Here is a 21,667-nt window from a genome sequence, read left to right as displayed (position 1 = left end):
AGCAAGCAGTTGCTTGGGTTGGAGCATAGAATGTGATCTGGATAACGTCAAACGCGCAAAAGAGGAGTCATGAAAGCGGACGCTATGCACATCGGAGTCGCGTCAACAGATCGATTCCCGCTGGGTGGAAACACAAAACGGCCCCACGCTCAGGGGATTCGACGAAGTGAATCCCACTAGGCGCGGGGCCGTGTTTCCAGAGTTCCGACTAGCGTTGGTTGCGAGGCTTCCAAACCACCAACGCGTTGTTGCGCGGGATCGGCACGAGGTCCCGGCGATAGCCCGCATGGACTTTCGCGATTTCCTCGGCCAATTCACGGACGCGGTGCTGCAGAGCCTCGACCTGGTTGGTCAGTTCGATGATCCGTTTGATTCCGGCAAGGTTGACGCCCTCGTCCTGCGAAAGCCGTTGCACTTCACGAAGAAGGGCAACATCACGCGGGGAGTACCGTCGTCCACCACCGGTGGTTCGGTGCGGGGTGACCAACCCGAGCCGGTCGTAGTTACGCAAGGTCTGCGCATGCATTCCGGCCAACTCGGCTGCCACCGAGATCACGAAGATCTGAGCGTCAGGATCGACCGTCGCATCCCATTGATTCTGCGGTCGCTCGGTCATCATGCACCGGCCCACCCGGCCCGTGGATCGAACCCGCTCGCCTTCTCGGCCTCGAGATAGGTTTTCAGCGCTTCGATCGCCGGGTCGTCCAACTTCTGCGGGACGGATACCTTGACGGTGACCAGAAGGTCACCAGCGCCCTCGGGACGCTTGGGGATGCCACGTCCGCGAACTCGCAGAATACGTCCGTCCACCGTTCCGGCCGGAACCTTCACTCCGACACGGCCGTCCAACGTCGGCACCGACAGGGTCGTACCCAGTACCAGCTCGCCGTAGCTCACCGGAACCGTCAATGTCAGGTCGTCACCGTTGCGGCCGAAGACGCTGTCCGGCTTGACGCGGATGTTGACGAACAGGTCGCCGGCCGGAGCTCCGCGGAGCCCCGCTTCACCCTTGCCCTTGAGTCTGATCTTCTGGCCATCGCTCACACCGGCAGGCACCCGTACCGTGATGGTCCGTGTGCGATTGGTGACGCCGCTACCGTGGCAGTCCTCGCAAGGCGAGTCGATGATCGAGCCGGTTCCCCGGCAGTCGTCACACGGCTCACTGAATCCGAAAGCGCCCTGGTTCCGGCTCACTACGCCGGTTCCGTTGCAATGCGGGCACACTCGCGGGCTGGTGCCTGGCTTTGCGCCGCTGCCGTGACACGTGGTGCACGACGTCGGGCTGGTCAGACGAAGTGGGACGGTGACACCGAGCGCTGCTTCGCGGAAGGCGAGCGTCGTCTCGGTCTCGAGATCCTTGCCTCGACGCGGGCGGTTGGGTGCAGCTGTGCGCTGGCCCGCTCCCCCACGGTTGAACAATCCGCCGAAGATGTCTCCGAGTCCCGAGTCCTGTCCACCGGCGCCGCCGCCGAACAGGTCGTTGATGTCGAAACCACCAGCGCCGGGGTTGAATCCGCCGCCGCCTTGCGCGCGGGGACCGAAGCCGCCGCTGGCAAACAGCCGCCTGGCTTCGTCGTACTCCTTGCGCTTTTCCGGATCGGAGAGCACTGCATGAGCTTCGCTGACTGTCTTGAAACGCTCTTCGGCCTTCGCGTCGTCAGGGTTGGCATCGGGATGCAGATCCCGGGCCAGCTTGCGATACGCCTTCTTGATCTCGTCGGCCGTGGCGGTGGACGAGACGCCCAGCTCCTTGTAGAAGTCCTTCTCGATCCACTCCCGTTGACTCACTGGGCGTCTCCTCCTCTCACTCTTACTTCGCTTCTTCCTCTGAACCGTCTGCAGGCTTGTCGCCCACCCGGTCCGTCACGGCCACCATCGCGGTCCGAAGGACCCGGTCGCCGAGCTTGTAACCCTTGCGCATGACCGTCCCGAGTACGGGGTCGTGGCCTTCGCCTTCATGCTGCACCGCTTCGTGGAGCGCGGGATCGAAATCGTCACCCTCGTTACCGAAGTCGGTCAAACCCAGACCCGTCAGGGTCGTGTTGAGCTTGTCCGCGAGCGCACGCAACGGACCTGTTTCCAGATCACCGTGCGCCCGAGCGCGATCCAGATCGTCGAGGATTCCGATGAGCTCGGTGATGACCGAAGCCCGCGCGGTTTCCTTGATGACCTGCTTGTCACGCTCGACGCGACGACGGTAGTTGGTGAACTCCGCCTGCAAGCGCTGCAGATCCGCAGTTCGTTCGGCGAGCTGATCGGTGGCGGATGCTTCCTCCACGATCGACTCTGCTTCCTGAACTACCCCTGTGTCTTCCGAGTCGAGCGGCGGCAGGGATTCCCCCGCCGCCTCTCCCTGTGCACCGGTCTCGGGGTCGACCGGGTTGTTCTCGGAGTTGTCCGAGGTCACTTCTTGTCCGAGTCGGTGGGCTCGTCGACAACCTCGGCGTCGACGACGTCGTCGTCATTGCCTGCGCCGTCGGTGTTTCCGGCCTCGTTTGCAGCGGAAGCCTCGTAGATGGCCTGGCCCAGAGCCTGCGACTCGGTGCCCAGCTTCTCCACTGCGGTCTTCACTGCAGCGATGTCGGTGCCTGCCAGGGCGTCGTTGACGTCCTTGACCGCTGCCTCGACCTTGGTCAGGATCTCCTCGGAGACCTTGCCCGCGTTCTCACCTTCACGCTGCTCCTTGACGAACTTCTCCGTCTGGTGGACCAGCGACTCGGCCTGGTTGCGGACCTCTGCCTCTTCGCGACGGGCCTTGTCTTCCTCGGCGTGAGCCTCGGCGTCCTTGACCATGCGCTCGATCTCTTCCTTGGACAGACCGGAGCCGTCCTGGATCTTGATCGTGTTTTCCTTGCCGGTGCCCTTGTCCTTCGCCGTCACGTGCACGATGCCGTTGGCGTCGATGTCGAACGTGACCTCGATCTGCGGAACGCCACGCGGGGCGGGCGGCAGATCGGTGAGCTCGAAGGAGCCGAGCAGCTTGTTGTGCGAAGCGATTTCGCGCTCACCCTGGAAGACCTGGATCTGCACCGAAGGCTGATTGTCGTCAGCCGTGGTGAAGGTCTCGGAACGCTTCGTGGGGATGGTGGTGTTGCGCTCGATGAGCTTGGTCATCACGCCACCCTTGGTTTCGATACCGAGGGAAAGCGGCGTGACGTCGAGGAGCAGAACGTCCTTGACCTCGCCCTTGAGCACGCCGGCCTGGAGTGCGGCGCCGACGGCGACGACCTCGTCCGGGTTGACACCCTTGTTGGGCTCACGGCCACCGGTCAGTTCACGAACCAGATCGGAGACGGCCGGCATACGGGTGGAGCCACCGACGAGCACGACATGGTCGATGTCCTTGACGGCGATTCCGCTGTCCTTGATCACTGCCTGGAACGGCGCACGGGTGCGATCGAGCAGGTCGGAGGTGATCTTCTGGAACTCGCTGCGGGAGAGTTGCTCGTCCAGGAAGAGCGGGTTCTTGTCCGCGTCGACCGTGATGTACGGGAGGTTGATGGAGGTGCTCTGCGAGCTGGAGAGCTCGATCTTCGCCTTCTCCGCAGCCTCACGCAGACGCTGCAGGGCCATCTTGTCCTTGGTCAGATCGATGCCGTTCTGAGCCTTGAACTTGTCGACCAGCCAAGCGACGACGCGCTCGTCCCAGTCGTCGCCACCGAGGTGGTTGTCACCGGAGGTTGCACGAACCTCGACGACGCCGTCGCCGATTTCGAGCAGGGAGACGTCGAAGGTGCCGCCACCGAGGTCGAAGACCAGGATGGTCTGCTCGGTGTCGCCCTTGTCCAGTCCGTATGCCAGTGCAGCCGCGGTGGGCTCGTTGACGATACGAAGGACGTTGAGGCCGGCGATCTGGCCGGCTTCCTTGGTTGCCTGACGCTGTGCGTCCTCGAAGTACGCGGGGACGGTGATGACGGCGTCGGTGATGTCTTCGCCGAGGTAAGCCTCCGCGTCACGCTTGAGCTTCATGAGCGTGCGGGCGCTGATTTCCTGCGGCGTGTACTTCTTGCCGTCGATTTCAACGTTCCAGTCAGTGCCGATGTGGCGCTTGACGGAACGGAGGGTGCGGTCGACGTTCGTGACTGCCTGGTTCTTCGCGGGCTGACCGACGAGAACCTCGCCGTTCTTGGCAAATGCGACCACCGAGGGGGTGGTACGTGAGCCTTCGGCGTTGGCGACCACTACGGGCTCGCCGCCCTCCAGCACTGCAACTACCGAGTTGGTCGTACCGAGATCGATACCGACTGCACGAGCCATAGTGTTCCTACCTTTCGTTCTGCGGTTCTCTGCCCGAGTGGTTGATCTCGAACATGACCGCGAGTTTTTCGCTTGGTGAGCGTCCTCCGCTCAAGTTTGCCTCCGACCGTGGCCGGGAGTCAACTTGAAGTTGAGCCGGGGGCGCTCAAGCTTGTCGAAATGGTCAACTACAGCCCACGTAGATTTGTTCCCGCCTTCCCCGAAAAGGCGAAAAAGTGCGCCACATCACTTCCGCATCTCTCCAAATGGCTACGATCGGCCAGTGACCGATCCCGACAATTCCCCCGCTCGACCTGCTCGCCCGTCACCTCCACGCCCGGCACCCGAGCGACCCGACGTCTCGGTTCGGCCACTCCGAGCGCCGGCGAGCGACGAGACGCCCAAAGCCGTGACCTTGTCTGCTTCTGCCTGGATCGGCTCGTTCGTCGTGCTGGCCGGAATCGCCGGAGTGGTAGTCACCAGCCTCGACGACGTCCGATCCGCTCTCGAAGAATCGACTGCGCGCGACAACCCCGGATACTCGTCCACCGACATCTCCGACGCCGTGACCGTCGTACTCGCGGGCAGCGGCGGCGGCGCTCTCGTCCTGGCCCTGCTCGCACTTTTGAGCCTTCAACTCCTCCGCGCACGCAAGAACGCCGGGCGGGTGATGACGGCGATCGTCGGAGCCTCGAGCATCGCGGCCGGGCTCGGCTTCATGTCCCTGGTCGACGGCGCAGCGGATATCGGCGCTGGAGTCCTGACGTGGGGTCCGATTCTCTACTGCGTCCTTGTCGCGGTGGCGGCGATCGCGCCATTTGCTCCCGGTGTCAGTGACTGGCTGCGAGCACGCCGATGAAGATTCACGTACAACTCGACTCCGCACCGGGCGCAGGCGCTGCTCGCAGCCGTGAACTCGCGGAGACCGGCGCCGGCGGCCTGTTCACGTTCGAGGGGCCGCACGACGTGTTCTTCCCACTCGTCGAAGCCGCTTCGGCCGTCGACCTCGACCTGATGACCAACGTCGCCATCGCGTTCCCCCGCAGTCCCATGCATCTGGCGCATTCGGCCAACGACCTGCAGTTGCTCAGTCGCGGCCACTTTCGGCTCGGTCTCGGGTCGCAGATCAAACCGCACATCGAAAAACGCTACAGCGCAACGTGGTCGCGTCCAGCGGCCCGCATGAAGGAGACCGTCGCCGCGGTCAAGGCGATCTTCACGGCGTGGGAGAACACCTCGACGCTGAACTTCCGCGGCGAGTTCTTCACCCACACTCTGATGCCGCCGACATTCGACCCCGGCCCCAATCCCTATGGACCGCCGCCCATCCTGATGGGGGCACTCGGGCCGGTGATGACCCGTACCGCCGCGGAGGTTGCCGACGGACTACTGGTCATGCCGTTCCACTCGGAGCGACATTTCCTCGAGCGCACACTTCCGGCCGTCGATACAGGCCTTCGCGAATCCGGACGCACCCGAGACGAATTCACGATCATCCCGCAGGTCATCGTCGGCGTCGGCCGCAGCGACGATCAACTCGCCGCGGCCGCCCGAGGCGTCCGGGCGCTGCTCTCGTTCTACGGATCGACGCCCGCATACCGTCCGGTGCTCGACGTCGAAGGGTGGGGGGAGGTCCAGCCGGAACTCAATACCCTGTCGAAGCGAGGCGGCTACGCCGACATGGCCTCGTTGATCACCGATCCGATGCTGACCACACTCGCCGTCGTCGGCACCCCGGAAGAATGTGCGACCGAGATTCGGCGGCGGTTCGGCGAGCATGCCGACGAAGTGTGCTGCTACTTCCCCGGTTACGACGCAGAGCCGAAAGACGTGGCGTCGATGATCTCGGCTCTCGCCTGAACCTGGTCAGGCGCCCTGATCAAGCCCCTGATCAGGCTCCTAAGGTACGGGCCAGCTCGGTCAACGACTCCCGGGCAGCCCGCAGGCTCGCCTCACCCTGCTCGATCAGCGGCGCCATCGCCGGAATACGCTGCGCCAAGGTCAGTTCCGCGGTGATGACGGAGACATCCATGCCCATCGACACCCCCAATACCTGAACGAGCGGCGGGACGGTGTGATCGTCGGCCTCGTTCCCCGAACCCGGCGCATAGGTGTTTCCGCGACTGGACACGATCACCACGGGCTTGCCTGCCATGGGCTGAGTGCGAGTGTCGAAAGGCACCGTTGTACCCAGGACGTGTACGTAATCGATCCACGCTTTCAACGTGGACGGGATCGACCAGTTGTACATCGGTGCACCGATCACGACTACGTCCGCCGCGGCGAGTTGCTCGATGACCCGAGCCTGCAGTGTTTCTGCGTCGGCGTCCGGACTCTCTCCGTCGACGCGCAAGCGTGGTGCGTAGTGCAGGGCCGCGTCCGCGAGGTGCGGCAAGGGATCTCGGTGCAGGTCCAACGTCACCGTCGTGTGATTAGGGCTGATCTCCGACCACTGCGCAGCGAACAGTGCGGTCAGGTCACGCGAGGTCGAGTTGCGGAGTTCGGCAGACGAATCGATGTGAAGTAGTTGTGGCATCCCTCATCAGTACCAGAGCGTGCTCAACTCTTCTCCGCACTCTTCTCCGCGGCGAGATCGGATTCGGCCGCGTACTCCGCCAGAAGGACACGCTCACGCTCGCAATGCGGATAGAAGAACGTCACCACTGCGGCACCGGCGCACACGATGATGATCGCCGCGATGTAGGCATGTGTATCCCCGTCCAGGAAGGCGTTTTTGGCGGCGGTCATGATTTGGTCCGCGTATTGCGGGTAGCGTTCCGCCAGAACTTCAGCGCTGGAGAAGGATTTGGTGAGCGCGGCTTGAGTTTCGGGAGTCACCTCGGATGCGTTCGGCGAGGACGAGATCGCATTCCCCAACGATTTTGCGTACCCGGCGGTGAGTATGCCGCCGAGAATCGACTGCATGATGGCGCCACCCAGGTCGCGTTGCAGGTCCGACGTTCCCGACGCCATACCCGCGCGATGCACGGGAACGGATCCGGTGAGGGAGCGCGATGCCGGTGTGCCGGCGAGTCCGACGCCGATGCCGACAAGTGCGTAGGCCAACGCAACCTGCCAATACTGCGTGCTTTCGTTCCACATGAACAGCGCGACAAACAATCCGAGAACCACAAACAGGTACCCGGAGAGCAGAGTGACTCGGGCGCCGTACCTTTCGATCATGGTCGCCGAACGCGGCGCAACGATCACCATCGCCAGGGCCGCCGGAATGATGGCCGCACCGGCTGCCAGCGTCGAGTAACTCAGTACGTTCTGCAGGAACTGCTGGCCGATGAACATCGCGCCCATGAGCGAACCGAACACCACCAATCCGCCCACGGCTGCGACCCAGAAAGTTGGGCGCGCAGCTACGTGAAGGTCGAACAGTGGATTGACCGCGCGTCGTTGCTGCAGGAAAAACCCGATGCCCGCGACGAGCGCGATCGCACCGAGCACGAGTGCCATCGTGCCCGAACCCTTGACCGGCGCGAAGTTGATGGACAGCACCAGCGCCCCGATGAAGACGATCGAAACGATGCCGCCGAGATGATCGACTCGCTCGGTCGTCTCGTTGACGTGAGCGGGCACCAACATCAGTGAGCAGATGAGTGCCACGAGAGCCAACGGAAGGGTGACGAAGAAGACCGATCCCCAGTGAAACTGCTCGAGCAACGCGCCCGCGACGATCGGCCCCAGTGCCGAGATCGCGCCGCCGATGGCCGACCACATGGCTATCGCTTTGGTTCGTGCCGGTCCTGCCCACAGCGCTGTGATGATGGCCAGCGTCGTCGGGAATGCCAGACCTGCCGAGACGCCTCCGACTATTCGGGCGAGGAAGAGAACTTCGAAGTTTCCGGCGAATCCCGCCACGATCGACGCCGGAATGGACAACGCCATGCCGGTGACCAGCAGCATCTTGCGACCGTATCGGTCTCCCAAGGCCCCCAGGTAGAGCACCGTTCCGGCCAGGCCAAGCGAGTAGCCGACCGCTATCAGATTCAGTTGCGTCTGACTGGCGTCGAAAGCCCGCCCGATGTCGGGTAGCGCGACGTTCGCGACCGAGAGATTGAGGTTCGCGACCGCAGCCACCAGGATGAGCGTCCCCAGGACGAAGGTGGCTCGATCCGGTGATGCGGACTTGATGTCACTCGCCATGCGCGTGCTCCCATCGAGGTGGGACCCGAACCTGGGAGTTATGTCCGGATCATCCCGAACTCAAGATAGAACCCTCTTCCGGCGCTCGCATAGTGAACGGGTCCCTATTCGGGCACAATTTCAGCCAGGACGCCCTCGGCGCTGCGGGCAGCAACCAGGCAGGCGCGCGAGGTGAATCTGTCGAAGAGCGGATGTCTGGACAGTTCGCGCCATCGCCGGACCGCCGCAGTAGCCCGCGCACGCTGCACCTCCGGCGATTCTTCCGGTTCGCAGCCCAGCCGGTCACTGGCCCGGATTCCGTAGCCACCGATCAGTCTTTGCAGTTGTGCCAGGTCGTCGGGGGGCAGATCTGTGTGTACCGAACGAAGACGCCCGAGCAGGCGAAGTTCGTGGAAACCGTGAACATCGGCGAGCAACCGTTGCGCCTCCGCCGCGATCTGATCGCCTTCCTCGCTCGGATCGGCTTCGAGGATTCTTCCCAGCGTCACCAGCGCTGTATGCGATTTGAGCTGATCTGCCCGTTGACCGAATTGAACGTCGATCACCTGACGCAGTTCGTCCAGGCCGCTGCGCTCCAACAATTCGGCCGCCAGGGACGGCGAATCAGTGGCCCCCAACTTGATCGACGTCACGGCGAGGCGAATTCCGAAGAGCCCGAACCGATCGGCCAATTGCGCCCGCATGGCCGCATCGACCGGCAGCGGACTGTCCTGCCTGGCAAAGCGATCCGCGGAGAGGAGCGCCAGGCTCAGATCCTCGGCCGGAACCTGCGCGAGCGCCGAGAAGGCCGCGAACTCACTCTGTCTCATCGTCCGAGCAGCGAGCGCGAGCAGACCTGCCACCGGAACCACCGACTGGCACAGGCCGGTTCGCTCCAACTCCTCGGCAAATCGTGCCGCGACGTCCTTCGCCGAAGACAACGCGTCGAGCCTGCCTGCGCCGACCTCGTCGGCACGCGAGAGAACACCGATCACTCCGAGCGGCCCGGATTCTCCGCCCACGTGATCCGCGATCTTCCCGAGAAACTGCATGTCACTGGCGTTCAGGGCCCGCAGGAGATAGACCACTGCATCCGCGCCCGGCGCCCCGCCGTCGGGAACAAGCATGTCCCACGTGCGGGCCGAAACCTCGGTCGAGAGCGACGAGGTACCCGGTGTGTCGATGATCGTCGTACGCGCCAAAGCCGAAGACGGCCAGTCGACGTCGATGCGGTCCACCGAGTCTGCGGTGTAATCACCCAGATCGAAGGTGAGCCTGCCGTCGCGGCGTGTCACCGGCACGTTGAACTCGGCGCCGTTCTCGGCCGTCGCGGTCACCTGCGGCGTTGTCCCGTTCCGATACCAGGTGACGACGCGCGTGCACTCGGTCGCGTCGGTCGGCGCTATATCCTGTCCGACAAGCGAATTGAGCAGCGTCGATTTACCCGCCTTGAGGGAGCCGGCGAGCGCCACCCTCAGCGGCTCGTCGAGCCTGGCCGCGCATTCTTCCAACTGGGCGCGCGTCTGTGGTTGATCGGAGTAGACCCGTCTGGCGTGGTCGATCAGTGCGTGTGCCGACTCCACAGCAGTCACGGCGGTCGTTGCATTCATGCGTTGGTCACCTTTGCCGAAGCAGGAGCGGGAGTTTCACCGATCAGCGTTCCGGCAACGGCGTCGAGCTCCGCGACGACGCGCATATCGGTCTCCAGACGCTTGATACGAGCGGCATGTTCGCTCGACTCCAGCTGCGCGGCTTCCTGCGTGGCGCGAAGGGATTCGTTGATCGAGCGCAACGCCTGCTCGGCGATGTCGGTGAAGTGATCACGCAACAGCCGCTGCACCAGGCGGAGTCGATCCTTCGATTCCTTGCCCACCTGGAAGCTGACGTCGTCGGCAAACCGTCGGATGGCCGCTTTCGCCTCGGCCCGACGCTTGAGTACCTGAGCCTGCTTGTCTTCACGATAAGCCTTGGTGCCCAGCAGAACCCCGGCGCCGATGGAGATCGGGTTGACCAGAGCCATGCCCATCATCGTGGTGATCAAGCCGAACATGAGCACGCCGCCGTACGAGCCGCGCATACCGACCAGAACCTTTTGAGTGATGCCGATTCGGCCGGATTCGAGATCCGACAATGCGCCGACCGGTTCCAGGAAACCGTCGGTGTCGGCAACGTCGAGATGCGGTAGTGCGACATCACCGGTCTCCGCAAAGTGCTGTGCCACAACTTCTGCCAACCACTGTGCACGGTCGTGAGCCCACACGAAGTTGTCACCGATCGCGGTGGCGATCTCCTGCTCGAGCCACTCCCCCACGACGTCCCAGTCCTTACCGGGATCGCCTTCGTCGACCGTCTCCTCGGCCTGGCGGGTGACCCGGCGCAACCGGTCGCGGAGGTCGTGATCGATGTCGGCGGCGAGGTCTGCGATGCCGTCGCCGAGGCTCTGTTGCCAGAGTGAGGTCTTCTTGTGCAGTTCCTCGGCCGCTGCCCGGGCGCGCTGCAGCCCCGCGACCGCTGCCTGAGCAGTCGACGGGTCCTTCAGCGCCGCAAGCTCACTACCCATCTCCAACGTCAGATGCGCTGCCGCAGAACGCACGTCCATCGCTACCGCGCGTCGGGTGTTCGACTCGGCACGCGCAACGACGTTGTCCCGCAGGAACTGATAGAGGTCCAGGAAGCCGGATTCCGCTTCGAGTTCTTTGTCCCCCAGCCTCAACGCGTGCGAGCGCAGTACCGAGGAGATCGGGATGAGTGGCAGGTCCAACCCGGCGCGCTGGAGGTGTCCGCGGTCGGCGTCGAGGATCTGCCGCCAGTGCGGGTACAGATCGGTCTTGCTTATCAGCCCGGCCACCGCAGGACACAGATTGACGACCTGGCGGATGAATCCAAGCTCCGGTTCGGTGAACTCCTGGCTGGAGTCCGACAGAACCAACACGGCATCGGCCGCGGTGATCAAACCCAATGTTCCTGCAGCATGCGGATTTCCATGACCGCCGACGCCAGGGGTGTCGATCAGTACCAAACCGTCGGCCAACAGCGGACTGGGCACACCGACCTCGACGCGCAACACCTCGCGCCCTTCGGCGCGAGGTGTGGCCGGGGTGATCCCCATGAGTTCTTCGAGCGGAAGTGGTACCCGGATGGGCGCCGCGCCCGGATCGGCGAGAATAAGTTCGGCTACCGCGGTCTCCGCGTACTGCACGACTGTCGCCACGGCAGTGGTCTCGTCGTCACCGACCGAGCAGACGTCGATGCCGAGCAGCGAATTGACGAACTGGCTCTTGCCCTGCTTGAGGGGGCCGACCACCACGATGCGAATACGCGGGTCGTTGACTCTGACCTGAGCGTTCTCGAGTCGACGCACCAGATCCGTGCGCCCGAAATCCTTCGCCACTGCGGCTGTCCGTTCGAGCAATGACGCCGTCGACGACGCGACGCGCGCCTTCCGGTTGCTTACCTGACTCGCTGAATCACTCATGAGCTACGTTGACCCGCAATTCTTCCCGACTCGAATATCCGGCCCTGCGAACGCATAGCGCGCGCAGGGCCGGATTTGTTACATCAGGTCATTTTGACCGATTTCAGTTCCTGCGTCAGCAGATCAGGGATGCAGGTGATCGACAACCGCAACCGGGTCGATGTGATCGACCGGTGCTGCAACAGAATCCTCGGCGAAGAGCGAGTGTCCGGTATCGGCGCTCAGTCCCGAAGCGGAACCCGAACCGAAAGCGTCGGTCGCATCGATCGACGACCACGGGTTCAGCGCACCGGTCAACGAACTCGTCAGGTCGGACACTCCGCTGACCGCTCCACCGAGGGATCCACCCAGGTCAGCGACTCCACCGCCGCCAACGGTACCGCCGCCGTCGACGGTGCCACCGGCAGCCGCGGTTGCGTCTGCACCGATCGAACCGGTCGCGTCGGTGACTGCTCCGACAGCCCCGCCGAGCGATCCACCGAGGTCAGTGACACCGTTCAGTGCTCCGCCGAGCGACCCGCCCACTGCACCGCCGAGCGACCCACCCAAGCCGGCCGCCGCGTTCGTGGCTGCATCGAGACCTGCGGTTGCGTCGAGACCTGCTGTTGCGTCCAGAGCGCCGCCCACCGTTGCTCCGAGATCGCCGGTCACAGCGCCGAGGTTCAGGCCGTCCGCCGCGATGCTTCCGAGGTCGACTGAAGGCAGTTCAGCGGAGATCGGGCCGAGGTTCACTGCGCCGAGGTCGACGGAAGGCAGGTCGGCGCCGATCGCACCGGTGCCGATTCCGCCGATGTTCAGTGCGGTGTCCAGCGCTCCACCGAGGGCACCTTCGGCACCGAGAATGCTGTCGAGAGAGCCGCCCAATCCAGCCCCGAGGCCTGCGCCCAGTGCACCGTCGAGTGCACCGGTGAGGTCCGTGCCCACGGAACCGACAGCACCCAGGCCGCCTGCACCTGTGAGAGCGGAGTCGAGAGCCGCCGCCACACCGGCAGCCAAGCCTGCTTCGCCGCCCAGGCCGAGTGCACCACCGACGTCGATTCCGGTAAGTCCGCCTGCGCCCAGTGCTGCGTCGAGTGCGCCGCCGAGGCCGCCCGCGAGCCCGGCATCGACGCCGAGCGCCGAACCGAGGACGCCTTCGAGGGCCGTCGACAGATTCACGCCTCCGCCCAGAGCCGCCGCGAGGTCGGCGCCGAGTCCGCCTTCGAGGTCGAGTGCTCCCCCGAGCAGTCCGCCGAGTGCGCCGCCCAGGTCGGCTCCGACCGTTCCGCCGGCACCGAGAGCGCCGGAAAGTGCCGCGCTGAGCTGAGCGCCGAGGTCTGCGCCGCCGCCGAGCACTGCGTCGAGGTCGAGTCCGCCGCCGAGGCCCAGTGCTGCGTCGAGTGCGCCTCCGAGTGCAGTTTCCAAGCCGCCGCTGACGCCGAGTGCTCCGCCGAGGGCGCCGCTGAGGGCAGCACCGAGATCGAGCCCTCCCGCGATATCCGTGAGAACACTGACGTCGGTGATCGCGCCGAGAACGCCGCCGAGCGATGCACCCAGATCAGCGCCGATCGTGCCGCCGGCTCCCAGGACACCGGAGAGCGCGCCGGACAACGCCGTGCTGAGGTCACCCGTCAGAGCGCCGGCCAGGTCCAGGCCGCCGCCGAGGGCAAGGGCGGATTCCAGTGCGCCGGTCAGGCTTGCACCCAGTTCGCCGCCGATGTCGAGGAGACCACTGAGGTCTGCTGCGCCGCCGAGGAGTCCACCGAGAGCCAGTCCGAGGTCCGCTCCGAGGTCGCCGCCGATGGCGAAGACGGGTGCGAGGGCTCCGCTGAGCCCTGCCGTCAGGTCGAGTCCGCCGACTGCGCCGATTGCGGCGTCGAGCGCTGCTCCCAGTTCCGCGGTCAGGCCGCCGGTCACTCCGAGCGCACCACCCAGAGCCGCGCTGAGCTGTGCACCGAGATCGAGTGCGCCGCCGAGGTCGAGTGCGCCACCGAGGCCGAGGCCGGCTTCGATGACGGCGCCGAAGGCTGCGCCGAGGTCGGCACTGATCTCGCCGCCGATGGCAAGCGCAGCACTGAGGGCTGCTGCGAAGTCGCCGACCAGATCGAACTGGCCGCCGAGGGCGCCTCCGACTCCCAGGCCCGCACCGGCGCCGAGACCCAGGCTGCCCCCCAGACCGCCACCGAGGCCACCGGTGAGTCCACCACCGATTCCGAGCCCGCCGCCAATCGCACCGGCAGCGGACGCGCCGGCGTTGACGATCGCGGACAGGTCGGCGCCGCCACCGGCAAAGAGTCCGGACTCGGCGACCAGCGGAGCAACAGCGACGATGTCGGCGGGGCTGACGTCGCACAGACCTGCAGCGTTGAGAGCCGCGGTCGGGTTGGCGCAGTAGTTGGCAGCTGCCTCGTCGTCGCGAAGTAGCCCGAGGATGAATTCGAGTACGGCGTTCGTTGCCATGGCGGGTTCTCCTGAAGTTCGTTGACCGTGATGTTGACCGTGATGTTGCCGGTGGGTTGTTGCCGGTGCTCCGGAAACTGGTGCGCTGCCAGAGGTAGCGAGTGGAATCAACGCTAAGAACTTTTGCGACCGGGGCCAACGGGGAGCACCCCCCTCTTCTGCCGGGGCGGACGGGGAAGTCCCCTACGGGCCACGACTGGCCTTATTAGGGGATTTGCCCCGATTAGGGGATCGGCCCCCTACTTCGTCGGAGCGCCTCCAATCCGGTAACGATCTTGGTCCTGAAACCGACATCGCAGACAACCGCGACAGTCCTTCTGTCGCCCACGACCAGGGGAGTTCGTTCATGGCGGCAGGGCTCGGCATCAGCATCGGTTCGGCCACTCTCGTAGCTGTCAGCGACGGCTCAACCGGTGAAACGCAACAGGTCCGCTTACCCAGTGCACTGCAATTGGACGACGGATCCGTCATCACCGGATTTGTCGAGCGCGTCGGCGATCCGATTCCGATACTTGCCGCCGACGGCACCGAGTACCGCGGCGAGGATCTCGCGGCAACAGCGGTAGACGCGCTCGTCGGCCAGGCGGGCAGCGGCGAAGGGCCGACGGTCGTCCTGGCTCACCCTGTGGGGTGGAACCGCCACACAGCACGCACCATGGAGTCCGCGCTGGACGGCGCCGGGGTTCACGGCGCAACTCTCGTCGCCGAACCCGCGGCCGTCATGGCGTGGCTCGCCGCCTCCGGAACTGTTGTCAACGACGGTCTGACCGTCGTCTACGACCTCGGCGCCCGCTCGCTCGACGTCACGATGATGTCCACGACCGGCGGACGGAGCGAGATCTTCGGCAAGCCGCTGCGCAGCGAGGACATCGGCGGTGACGAATTCGATCACCTCGTCACCGTGCACCTGCTCGATGCGGTGTCGGATCACTTCGCAGCCCTCGATCCCTTTGCTCCCCAGACGATTGAAGCGCTGGAAACGCTGCGTGAGCATGCTCGCGCAGCCAAGGAGGAGCTTTCCACCGAGACGGAAACCGTTGCCCGCGTCGCACTTCCCGGTGCAATCAGCGACGTTCGACTCGTTCGTTCCGAGCTCGAGGATCTGATCCGCCCCGCCCTCACTGAATCGGTGGCCTTGGTTCGCGAAAGCCTGCGATCTGCCGGCGTCGAATCCAGCGATGTCAATCAGGTTGTTCTGGCCGGCGGAAGTTCGTCCATTCCCCTTGTCGCCGAACTATTGTCTGCGGAGCTTCGTGTTCCCGTGATCGCCGACGCCGATCCGGCGTCGTGCGCGGCGTCCGGCGCTGCGACGCTGGCGACAGAAATGACAGCCACCACGGCACTCGCTGTCCCTGTTGTCCCCGCCGAGCCCACCCGCAAGCCCGCACCGGTTCCTGCCTTCTCCACTCCGCTGCTTGCCGAGCCGACCGAGGAAGAGAACACGGCGACTCGACGCTCGTCGAGGGTGGGCGTAGTTGCTGCGGTGGTTGGAGCATTCATAGTGCTCGCCGCAGGCGGGCTCGGAATCGGAACAGCCATGGACAAGATCAACGTCCCGTCCAGTTCAGCGAACACCACGAGCGAGTCCACCTCCTCGACCGCATCGACCACCGCAGGCTCTACTCCCGGCAGCACGACGGCAGCCGAAGCGGCAGGTACCGGATCCACGACTGCGAACAACGGAACTCAGAACAATCAGCCCGGTTCTCCTGCTGCCGCAGGCGGTTCGACGACGGCGCCAGGGGCAGTTCCGGTTGCCGGCGCACCAGCTGGATCTGCGCCCGCACCGGGCGAGACCGCCCAGTCGGCGCCTGCACCTGCCGCACCCGGCGCCCCGGCTCCCGCACCGGCTCCCGCCCCAGCACCAGCGCCCGCGCCCGCACCTGGGGCGGGCGTCGGAACCGGTATTGGTGATGCTGCGACCGGCATCGGCAACGGAGTCGGCGGTTTGGTAAACGGCGTCGGGGACGGTGTCGGCGGAGTGGTCGGAGGTCTCGGTAACGTCGTCGGTGGTGTCGGAAACGTGGTCGGTGGTGTCGTCGGCGGCGTCACCGCGCCGATCCGCTGACCGGCAGGCTTTCGATGAACCGTGACAGCGGCACCGAATCGTCGTACATCGCAGGACTTTTGCGCGGCATCGATCTGACTGCATCGCCACTGCGCCTGTTCGTCACCGGGACCGACGCCAGCGCTCGGCCCCAGGTGTCGAGGGCAGTGCGGAAAAGAATCGAATCGGGTGACAAGCCCGTGGTCACCACGCTCGCACATGACGCCCCGGCCGATGCGATTGTGGTGATCGCGGACGCGCAGGCTCTGACCTCCGATGAAATCCGCGCCCTGAACGAGCTTGTTCAACGCGACGACCTCGGAGTTGTCATCGCCTCCGATCGGATCGATCCTCCACTCGCACCGATCTACGCGAGCATCTCGAGTTTCGGTACCGTCCTTCACCTGAACCCGTTGAACCGATCCGATATTCGGAAGATCGCCGCAGAGCGAAGAATCCCACTTGACGACCGTGCTGTGCTGACACTCGAGCACCTTGGCGGTGGTTCCTTCGGGGCAATCGAAGCGTACTTCGCCGCCGCCGCGGCGGGCCGCCCGGAAATGGCGCCGGCTGTACGCACACACTTTCTCCATCAGGTCACTGCTCTGCATCCGATCGAGCGGGAGATCCTCGAGGTTTCACTGGCCGTCCCGGACGTCGACGCTTTCGAACTCGATCTGGGACAGGAGAAGTTCAGCCTCACAGCCGCATTCGACCGCGCTCTGGCGTCCGGACTGTTCGGTTCACGATCTCCTCTCGTCGCAAGCGTTTTGGCAGAGTCGACCAGTACAGGGCGTATCCGCAGCGAGCTGATCAGAATCGTCGAATCACGCGCGCACGCGCGAACTCTCGACATCGACACAGCACGAAGGCTTTTCGACTCCGGCATCCGCCACCGAGATCTCACGGCCGTGCTACGAGACGCAGTCGACGGCAGCATGCCGGCGATCGCGGCAGATCTCTTTCGTCGTGTGCATTCGATCGAGCCTCTCGACCTGGCCGACACGCTGCTGTACGCCCAGGTCTCGGCTCGAAGTGGTGACCTCGACACCGCGTGCCGCCTGGCAGATTCCGTCATCGCCGAACCCGATCTCGACAACGCGAAACTGGCGACGGCAGTGCGGGTCCGCGCAGCTTCATCCGCTAGCTGTGGTCAACTCGGCGCTGCTGCTGATCTCTACGCCTGGCTCGGGCCAGAGCGCACCGGAACCGAATCCCCCTTCGCCGCAATCACCTTCCTCGGCATCGGCAAGGTCGACGACGCGAACACGTCGCTCACCGGACACACCGGATCACCGTCGAGCACCACGGTCGGCGCTGCCACACTCGCCAACGGACTGATGCAATCGGTAACGGGGGGTGCACCGAGTGCGCTCAACACGATGTCACGCGCGCTCTCCCTCCCCGGCGGCGCCGACACCTCGCAATTCCAGCCAGATTCCGCCCCGGCACTGGTCGCTCTGGCGCTCCTGCACAACGGTGGCCATGAACGCGCCGCCGCTGTTGTCACCGCCGCGATCGCCGGCGACGACGCAAGCAGCCACACGTGGGCGCGGCTTCACATTCTCGGCGCCTGGATCGCGATGATCCGTGGGAACGACACTGCTGTCGACGACCTACCGGACGATGTGGTCCGCGGCCCCCTCCGCGAACGTGACGCACTGTTTCTGCATGCTCTGATCGTGGGTCTCGCTCGGCGCTCCGGCGATCTCGCTCAGTTGCGTCGGGCTTGGTCCGGCGCGGCAGGCGCCCTCTCGTCCTGCAGCGTGGATCTCTTCAATTTGCTTCCCATCGGCGAACTGTGGCTTGCAGCAGTACGACTCGACGAGGCCGAGCAGGTCGAGCATCTTGTCGACGACGCGCGCTCACTCCTCCGCGCACTCGGCGAGCCGCCGCTGTGGTCTTCGCCGCTTCATTGGTACGGCGTCCAGGCATCGATCCTCGCGCAGTCGCCGGCCGACCTCCTTCCACACGCGCATGCACTCGCGGAATCAGCCAAAACCCACACTTACGCAGCCGGTTTGGCGACTGCCGGCCGCCAGTGGCTCCTACTCATGCAGGGAAGCGTCGACGCAGACGAAGTCGAAGCCGCTGCGCGAACGCTCAGCCGAATCGGTCTCCCCTGGGACGCGGCCCGCCTCGCCGGCGAAGCAGCGCTGCGCACCCCGGACACCAAATCGGCGACGGCATTGCTCCACGTTGCGCGCTCGCTACGCACAACGTCGACGGCCGAGACGATCGCAACCGATTCGGCCGACAGCGCGACACCACCGTCGGTACTGACCGAGCGCGAACAAGAAGTTGCCGAACTCGTCGTCGTCGGCCTGACGTATCGGGAAATCGGCGAACGTCTCTACATATCCGCCAAAACCGTCGAGCACCATGTCGCACGCATCAAGCGGCGCGTCGGGGCGCAGTCTCGTTCGGAATTGCTCACCATCCTTCGAAGTATGACACCGGCGAACAAATAGTTAGCTGAATATTGTCCGGAGGGTTGCGTATATCCGTTTAAGTGATAGTTTTCACAGGAATCAGGACATGCATGCCGAGCAAAGTTCGGTAACTGTGAAACGGGGATCGCTATGAATTGGGGAGTCGGACTCGCCGTCGGCAATAAACGAAGCATTGCCGCGATCGCGAAACCTGACTCGGCGCTGGTGACCCTCAAACGCGAATCGGTGCTGCACCACGCCCCTGACGGCACCGTGCAGCTAGGTGAGACCGCGACGGGTTCCGCCGGGTTGCGGGGGTTCCTCGACAGGGTCGGAACTGACGATACCGACAACTTCTCCGAGCACATGACGCGCGGGGAAGAACTCGTAGCGACGGCTATGTATTGCCTGGTCAAGGAGGTCCGCGCACTCACCGAACACAACCTGGACATCTCGGCAGTGATTCCCGCGGGTTGGTCGAGCGATTCCGTCGACGCACTGCGCGTCGCACTCGACAGCATGGATCTCGACGGCGTCGAACTGATTCCGGAAGAGGACGCCTCGGCGGCTTGGCTCGCAGATCCGGATGCCGACGACAGTGCGGCTCGCGGAGCTGCGGCGTTGGCCGTGTCTTTCTCGATCACCACTGGCCGTTCCGAATCCGATGCCTGTTCCGAACCCGATGCCTGTTCCGAACCCGATGCCTGTTCCGAACCCGAGCCAACCGCTCTTTCCGAGCCGGAGAAGACCCCCGAGGAGTTTCCGCCGTTCGTCCTGATCGAACCGGAGCCGGAATCCGACGTGGAGGCAACGGTCACGAAAGCAGCGAGTGTCGGCAGTTGGCGCAGTCGTCAGTGGCAGTCGGAGCGCCGACCGATCATCGCCGCAGCAGCCGCCGCAGTTTTTCTGACGGTGTCTGGCTGTGCGGCAGCGGTCATCATCGGGCACACCCCGACGGTTCCGGCACCCGGGATTCTCGACGCACAATCTCACTTGTCCCCCGGCACCACGCCCGCCACCGCGGCGAGTCCGTCCGGTGCGGTTTCGCAATCAGCGACCTCGCTCCCGCCGGAAGTACCCGCACTCGGCGCGCAGCCGACGACGCAGTGGTGGTCACCCGAAGCGGATCCGACCTCATCCGCATCCCAGCCCACGCCGGAGAGTCCGCGCGCCAGTGCAGAGAAATCGACAACGGCGAACGCCCCCGTGCAGCAGGGATCGCCGATCACCGTGCAGATCGACCCACTTCAGATCGAGAACCTGCCGCCGATCGTCAGACCGCTGGATCCGGTCGATCCGCTTACCCCGGACACTCCCACCGTGACCGACCCCACTGATACACAGACGACGCCGACACAGCCCTCCAACCCGACCGACACAACCGATCCGGCGGTTCCGAATCCCGACATGCCCGCAATGCTGGTGGCCCCGAGACCCGGAATGCCCGGTTAGACAAAAGGATTCAACTGTTCGACAGGAGGCGCACATTCCTCCTCGAAACTTTTCCCCTATGGTGGGTGCGGTACCTACCGGCTCGGTGCCGGGGACTTGAAGGGATTTCATGCGTAACTCGTTGGCGATCCGCACCGCTGTGGTCGGCGCCTCGGCACTACTGCTCGCAGCTCCATTCATCACGACGGCATCGGCAGAGCCCGCCTCCGACACGCATGTCGAACAGCTCGAAGCCGACCAGCTTCCGGCTGAGCTTGTCGAGGCGATCACCCGCGATCTGAAGATCTCCCCGCAGGAGTACCTGGACCGCGCTGCCAAAGCTCAGGAGCTCGGTGCGTACGCCCAGGATTTCAAGTCCGAGCGTCCCGGCGACTACGCCGGCTCGTGGATGGGACTCGACGGTCAACCCGTCGTAGCCGTCACCACTACCGAAGCTGCACGCATCGCCGCCGACGACGGTTACCGCACGCACGTCGCCCCCGTCTCCGCCGACACTCTCGAGAAGACACTGGCCGACGTCAACGGATGGATTGCCGGGCTGCCCAAGGAAATCTCACGCGCAGTCAATTCGGCGACCATCGACGTCCTGAACAACCAGGTTGTCATCGACGTCGCGAACAGCCCCGTCGGGCAGGCACTCAATCTTCCGACCCTGCTCGAGAACACCAAGATCGTTCTCAGCCCGGACGGTGGCGGATCGGTTGATCCCCGGGCACTCGGCGGCGACACCTACATCACGTCGACGGGCCCCATTCGCGAGACGCCGACCGAGAACATCTCGGTCTGCTCGTTCGGGTTCAACGCCGTCGACAATCAGAACAACGCACTCAATATCAGTGCTGGACACTGCAATCCGGCCGAGGGTTCGAAGTCGCCGGTCTACTTGCCGAATCACGCGAACGTCGACGACAGTCAGTTGATCGGCGCCTTCTCACAGTCTTCGGTCGGCAACAACGCCGGCGATCTCGATTACTCGGTCATCAAGTTCGACCAGTCGGGCATCGATGCGGGCCTCGACCGCGCTGCCGTCCGCGGCGCCAACGGAACCACCCTCGCGATCACCGGAACAGCACGTCCCGTGATCGGCGCCCCCATCTGCAAGTCGGGCCAGACGTCGTCCTTCACCTGTGGCGTCGTGGCGGCGGATCGCGTCGAAACACAGCTGGTCATGGCAGACGGTGATTCGCGAACAGTCCGCGGATTCGCCGGTACCGCGTGCACCCTCGCCGGCGACAGTGGCGGCGCCATCGTTTCCGGAACCTTGGCGCTGGGCATCACCAGCGGCTCCAACAGCAGCGGCGCCCCGAGCTGCAACGAAGCGAACCTGGTATTGGCGACCTCGGGCGGAACCTCGAATCTCGGCATTCCGGTCGGCGACATTCTCGACGCGGCAGATCGCGCATCCGGCGGCGGTGTCGGTTCCGGAATCCGCGTTCGCACTGCGGGTTGACC

The 21,667-nt window shown here is 64.7% G+C and carries 15 protein-coding genes; 6 read left to right on the top strand and 9 right to left on the bottom strand.

All coding sequences use genetic code 11. The features are described 5' to 3' along the window. Positions 1-208 precede the first annotated feature (208 nt). From ACFWAD_RS24050 to dnaK, 4 genes are read right to left on the bottom strand one after another with little or no spacing between them, the layout of a single operon-like run. Positions 209-619, bottom strand: coding sequence for a heat shock protein transcriptional repressor HspR (locus ACFWAD_RS24050; protein WP_003944355.1), 411 nt, complete (start codon positions 617-619; stop codon positions 209-211). Continuing rightward, positions 616-1,788: a molecular chaperone DnaJ gene (gene dnaJ / locus ACFWAD_RS24045; protein ID WP_050656306.1), complete on the bottom strand. Its 1,173-nt coding sequence runs from the start codon at positions 1,786-1,788 to the stop codon at positions 616-618. Before dnaJ ends, ACFWAD_RS24050 begins: the two co-directional genes overlap by 4 nt. 22 nt (positions 1,789-1,810) lie before the next feature. Continuing rightward, positions 1,811-2,407: a nucleotide exchange factor GrpE gene (gene grpE / locus ACFWAD_RS24040; protein WP_249037189.1), complete on the bottom strand. Its 597-nt coding sequence runs from the start codon at positions 2,405-2,407 to the stop codon at positions 1,811-1,813. Further along, positions 2,404-4,257, bottom strand: coding sequence for a molecular chaperone DnaK (dnaK, locus tag ACFWAD_RS24035; protein WP_019749384.1), 1,854 nt, complete (start codon positions 4,255-4,257; stop codon positions 2,404-2,406). The genes grpE and dnaK overlap by 4 nt, the downstream gene beginning before the upstream one ends. 262 nt (positions 4,258-4,519) lie before the next feature. Between dnaK and ACFWAD_RS24030 the strand changes: the two genes are divergently transcribed. Both ACFWAD_RS24030 and ACFWAD_RS24025 read left to right on the top strand, forming a co-directional pair. Further along, positions 4,520-5,095: a hypothetical protein gene (locus tag ACFWAD_RS24030; protein ID WP_378536021.1), complete on the top strand. Its 576-nt coding sequence runs from the start codon at positions 4,520-4,522 to the stop codon at positions 5,093-5,095. After that, complete coding sequence (locus ACFWAD_RS24025) at positions 5,092-6,096, top strand: TIGR03617 family F420-dependent LLM class oxidoreductase (RefSeq protein WP_378536019.1); 1,005 nt, start codon at positions 5,092-5,094, stop codon at positions 6,094-6,096. Before ACFWAD_RS24030 ends, ACFWAD_RS24025 begins: the two co-directional genes overlap by 4 nt. 31 nt (positions 6,097-6,127) lie before the next feature. On the opposite strand, the gene ACFWAD_RS24020 is transcribed toward ACFWAD_RS24025, so the two are convergent. From ACFWAD_RS24020 to ACFWAD_RS24000, 5 genes are all read right to left on the bottom strand, one after another. Further along, positions 6,128-6,772, bottom strand: a complete 645-nt coding sequence (locus ACFWAD_RS24020; protein WP_378548437.1) for an FMN-dependent NADH-azoreductase — start codon at positions 6,770-6,772, stop codon at positions 6,128-6,130. Positions 6,773-6,795: 23 nt separating this feature from the next. Further along, on the bottom strand, positions 6,796-8,391 hold the full coding sequence (locus ACFWAD_RS24015; protein ID WP_378548434.1) for an MFS transporter: 1,596 nt from the start codon (positions 8,389-8,391) through the stop codon (positions 6,796-6,798). A 104-nt stretch (positions 8,392-8,495) separates the two neighbouring features. Then, on the bottom strand, positions 8,496-9,980 hold the full coding sequence (locus tag ACFWAD_RS24010; RefSeq protein ID WP_378548431.1) for a dynamin family protein: 1,485 nt from the start codon (positions 9,978-9,980) through the stop codon (positions 8,496-8,498). Continuing rightward, the gene (locus ACFWAD_RS24005) at positions 9,977-11,845 is read right to left on the bottom strand and encodes a dynamin family protein (RefSeq protein ID WP_378548428.1); all 1,869 of its coding nucleotides are present in this window, start codon (positions 11,843-11,845) and stop codon (positions 9,977-9,979) included. The genes ACFWAD_RS24010 and ACFWAD_RS24005 overlap by 4 nt, the downstream gene beginning before the upstream one ends. Before the next feature lie 123 nt (positions 11,846-11,968). Then, positions 11,969-14,284: an IniB N-terminal domain-containing protein gene (locus ACFWAD_RS24000; RefSeq protein ID WP_378548425.1), complete on the bottom strand. Its 2,316-nt coding sequence runs from the start codon at positions 14,282-14,284 to the stop codon at positions 11,969-11,971. Between the two features lie 346 nt (positions 14,285-14,630). Here ACFWAD_RS24000 and ACFWAD_RS23995 point away from each other — a divergent pair, with 346 nt between their 5' ends. The 4 genes from ACFWAD_RS23995 (at position 14,631) to ACFWAD_RS23980 (ending at position 21,665) form a co-directional block, all read left to right on the top strand. Further along, positions 14,631-16,352 carry an Hsp70 family protein gene (locus ACFWAD_RS23995; protein ID WP_378548422.1) on the top strand — a complete coding sequence of 574 codons (1,722 nt, stop codon included), beginning with the start codon at positions 14,631-14,633 and terminating at the stop codon, positions 16,350-16,352. A gap of 14 nt (positions 16,353-16,366) precedes the next feature. Further along, a complete protein-coding gene (locus ACFWAD_RS23990) occupies positions 16,367-18,802 on the top strand; it encodes a LuxR C-terminal-related transcriptional regulator (RefSeq protein ID WP_378548419.1) in 2,436 nt (811 codons plus the stop codon). A 111-nt stretch (positions 18,803-18,913) separates the two neighbouring features. Further along, positions 18,914-20,215, top strand: a complete 1,302-nt coding sequence (locus ACFWAD_RS23985) for a hypothetical protein (RefSeq protein ID WP_378548416.1) — start codon at positions 18,914-18,916, stop codon at positions 20,213-20,215. Positions 20,216-20,324: 109 nt separating this feature from the next. Further along, the gene (locus tag ACFWAD_RS23980; protein WP_347871605.1) at positions 20,325-21,665 is read left to right on the top strand and encodes a S1 family peptidase; all 1,341 of its coding nucleotides are present in this window, start codon (positions 20,325-20,327) and stop codon (positions 21,663-21,665) included. Positions 21,666-21,667 lie beyond the last annotated feature (2 nt).

Source organism: Rhodococcus sp. NPDC059969, assembly GCF_042738325.1.
Taxonomy (GTDB): domain Bacteria; phylum Actinomycetota; class Actinomycetes; order Mycobacteriales; family Mycobacteriaceae; genus Rhodococcus_F.
The sequence above is the reverse complement of the archived record's forward strand: the minus strand, read 5'-3'. Positions and strand labels throughout refer to the sequence as shown.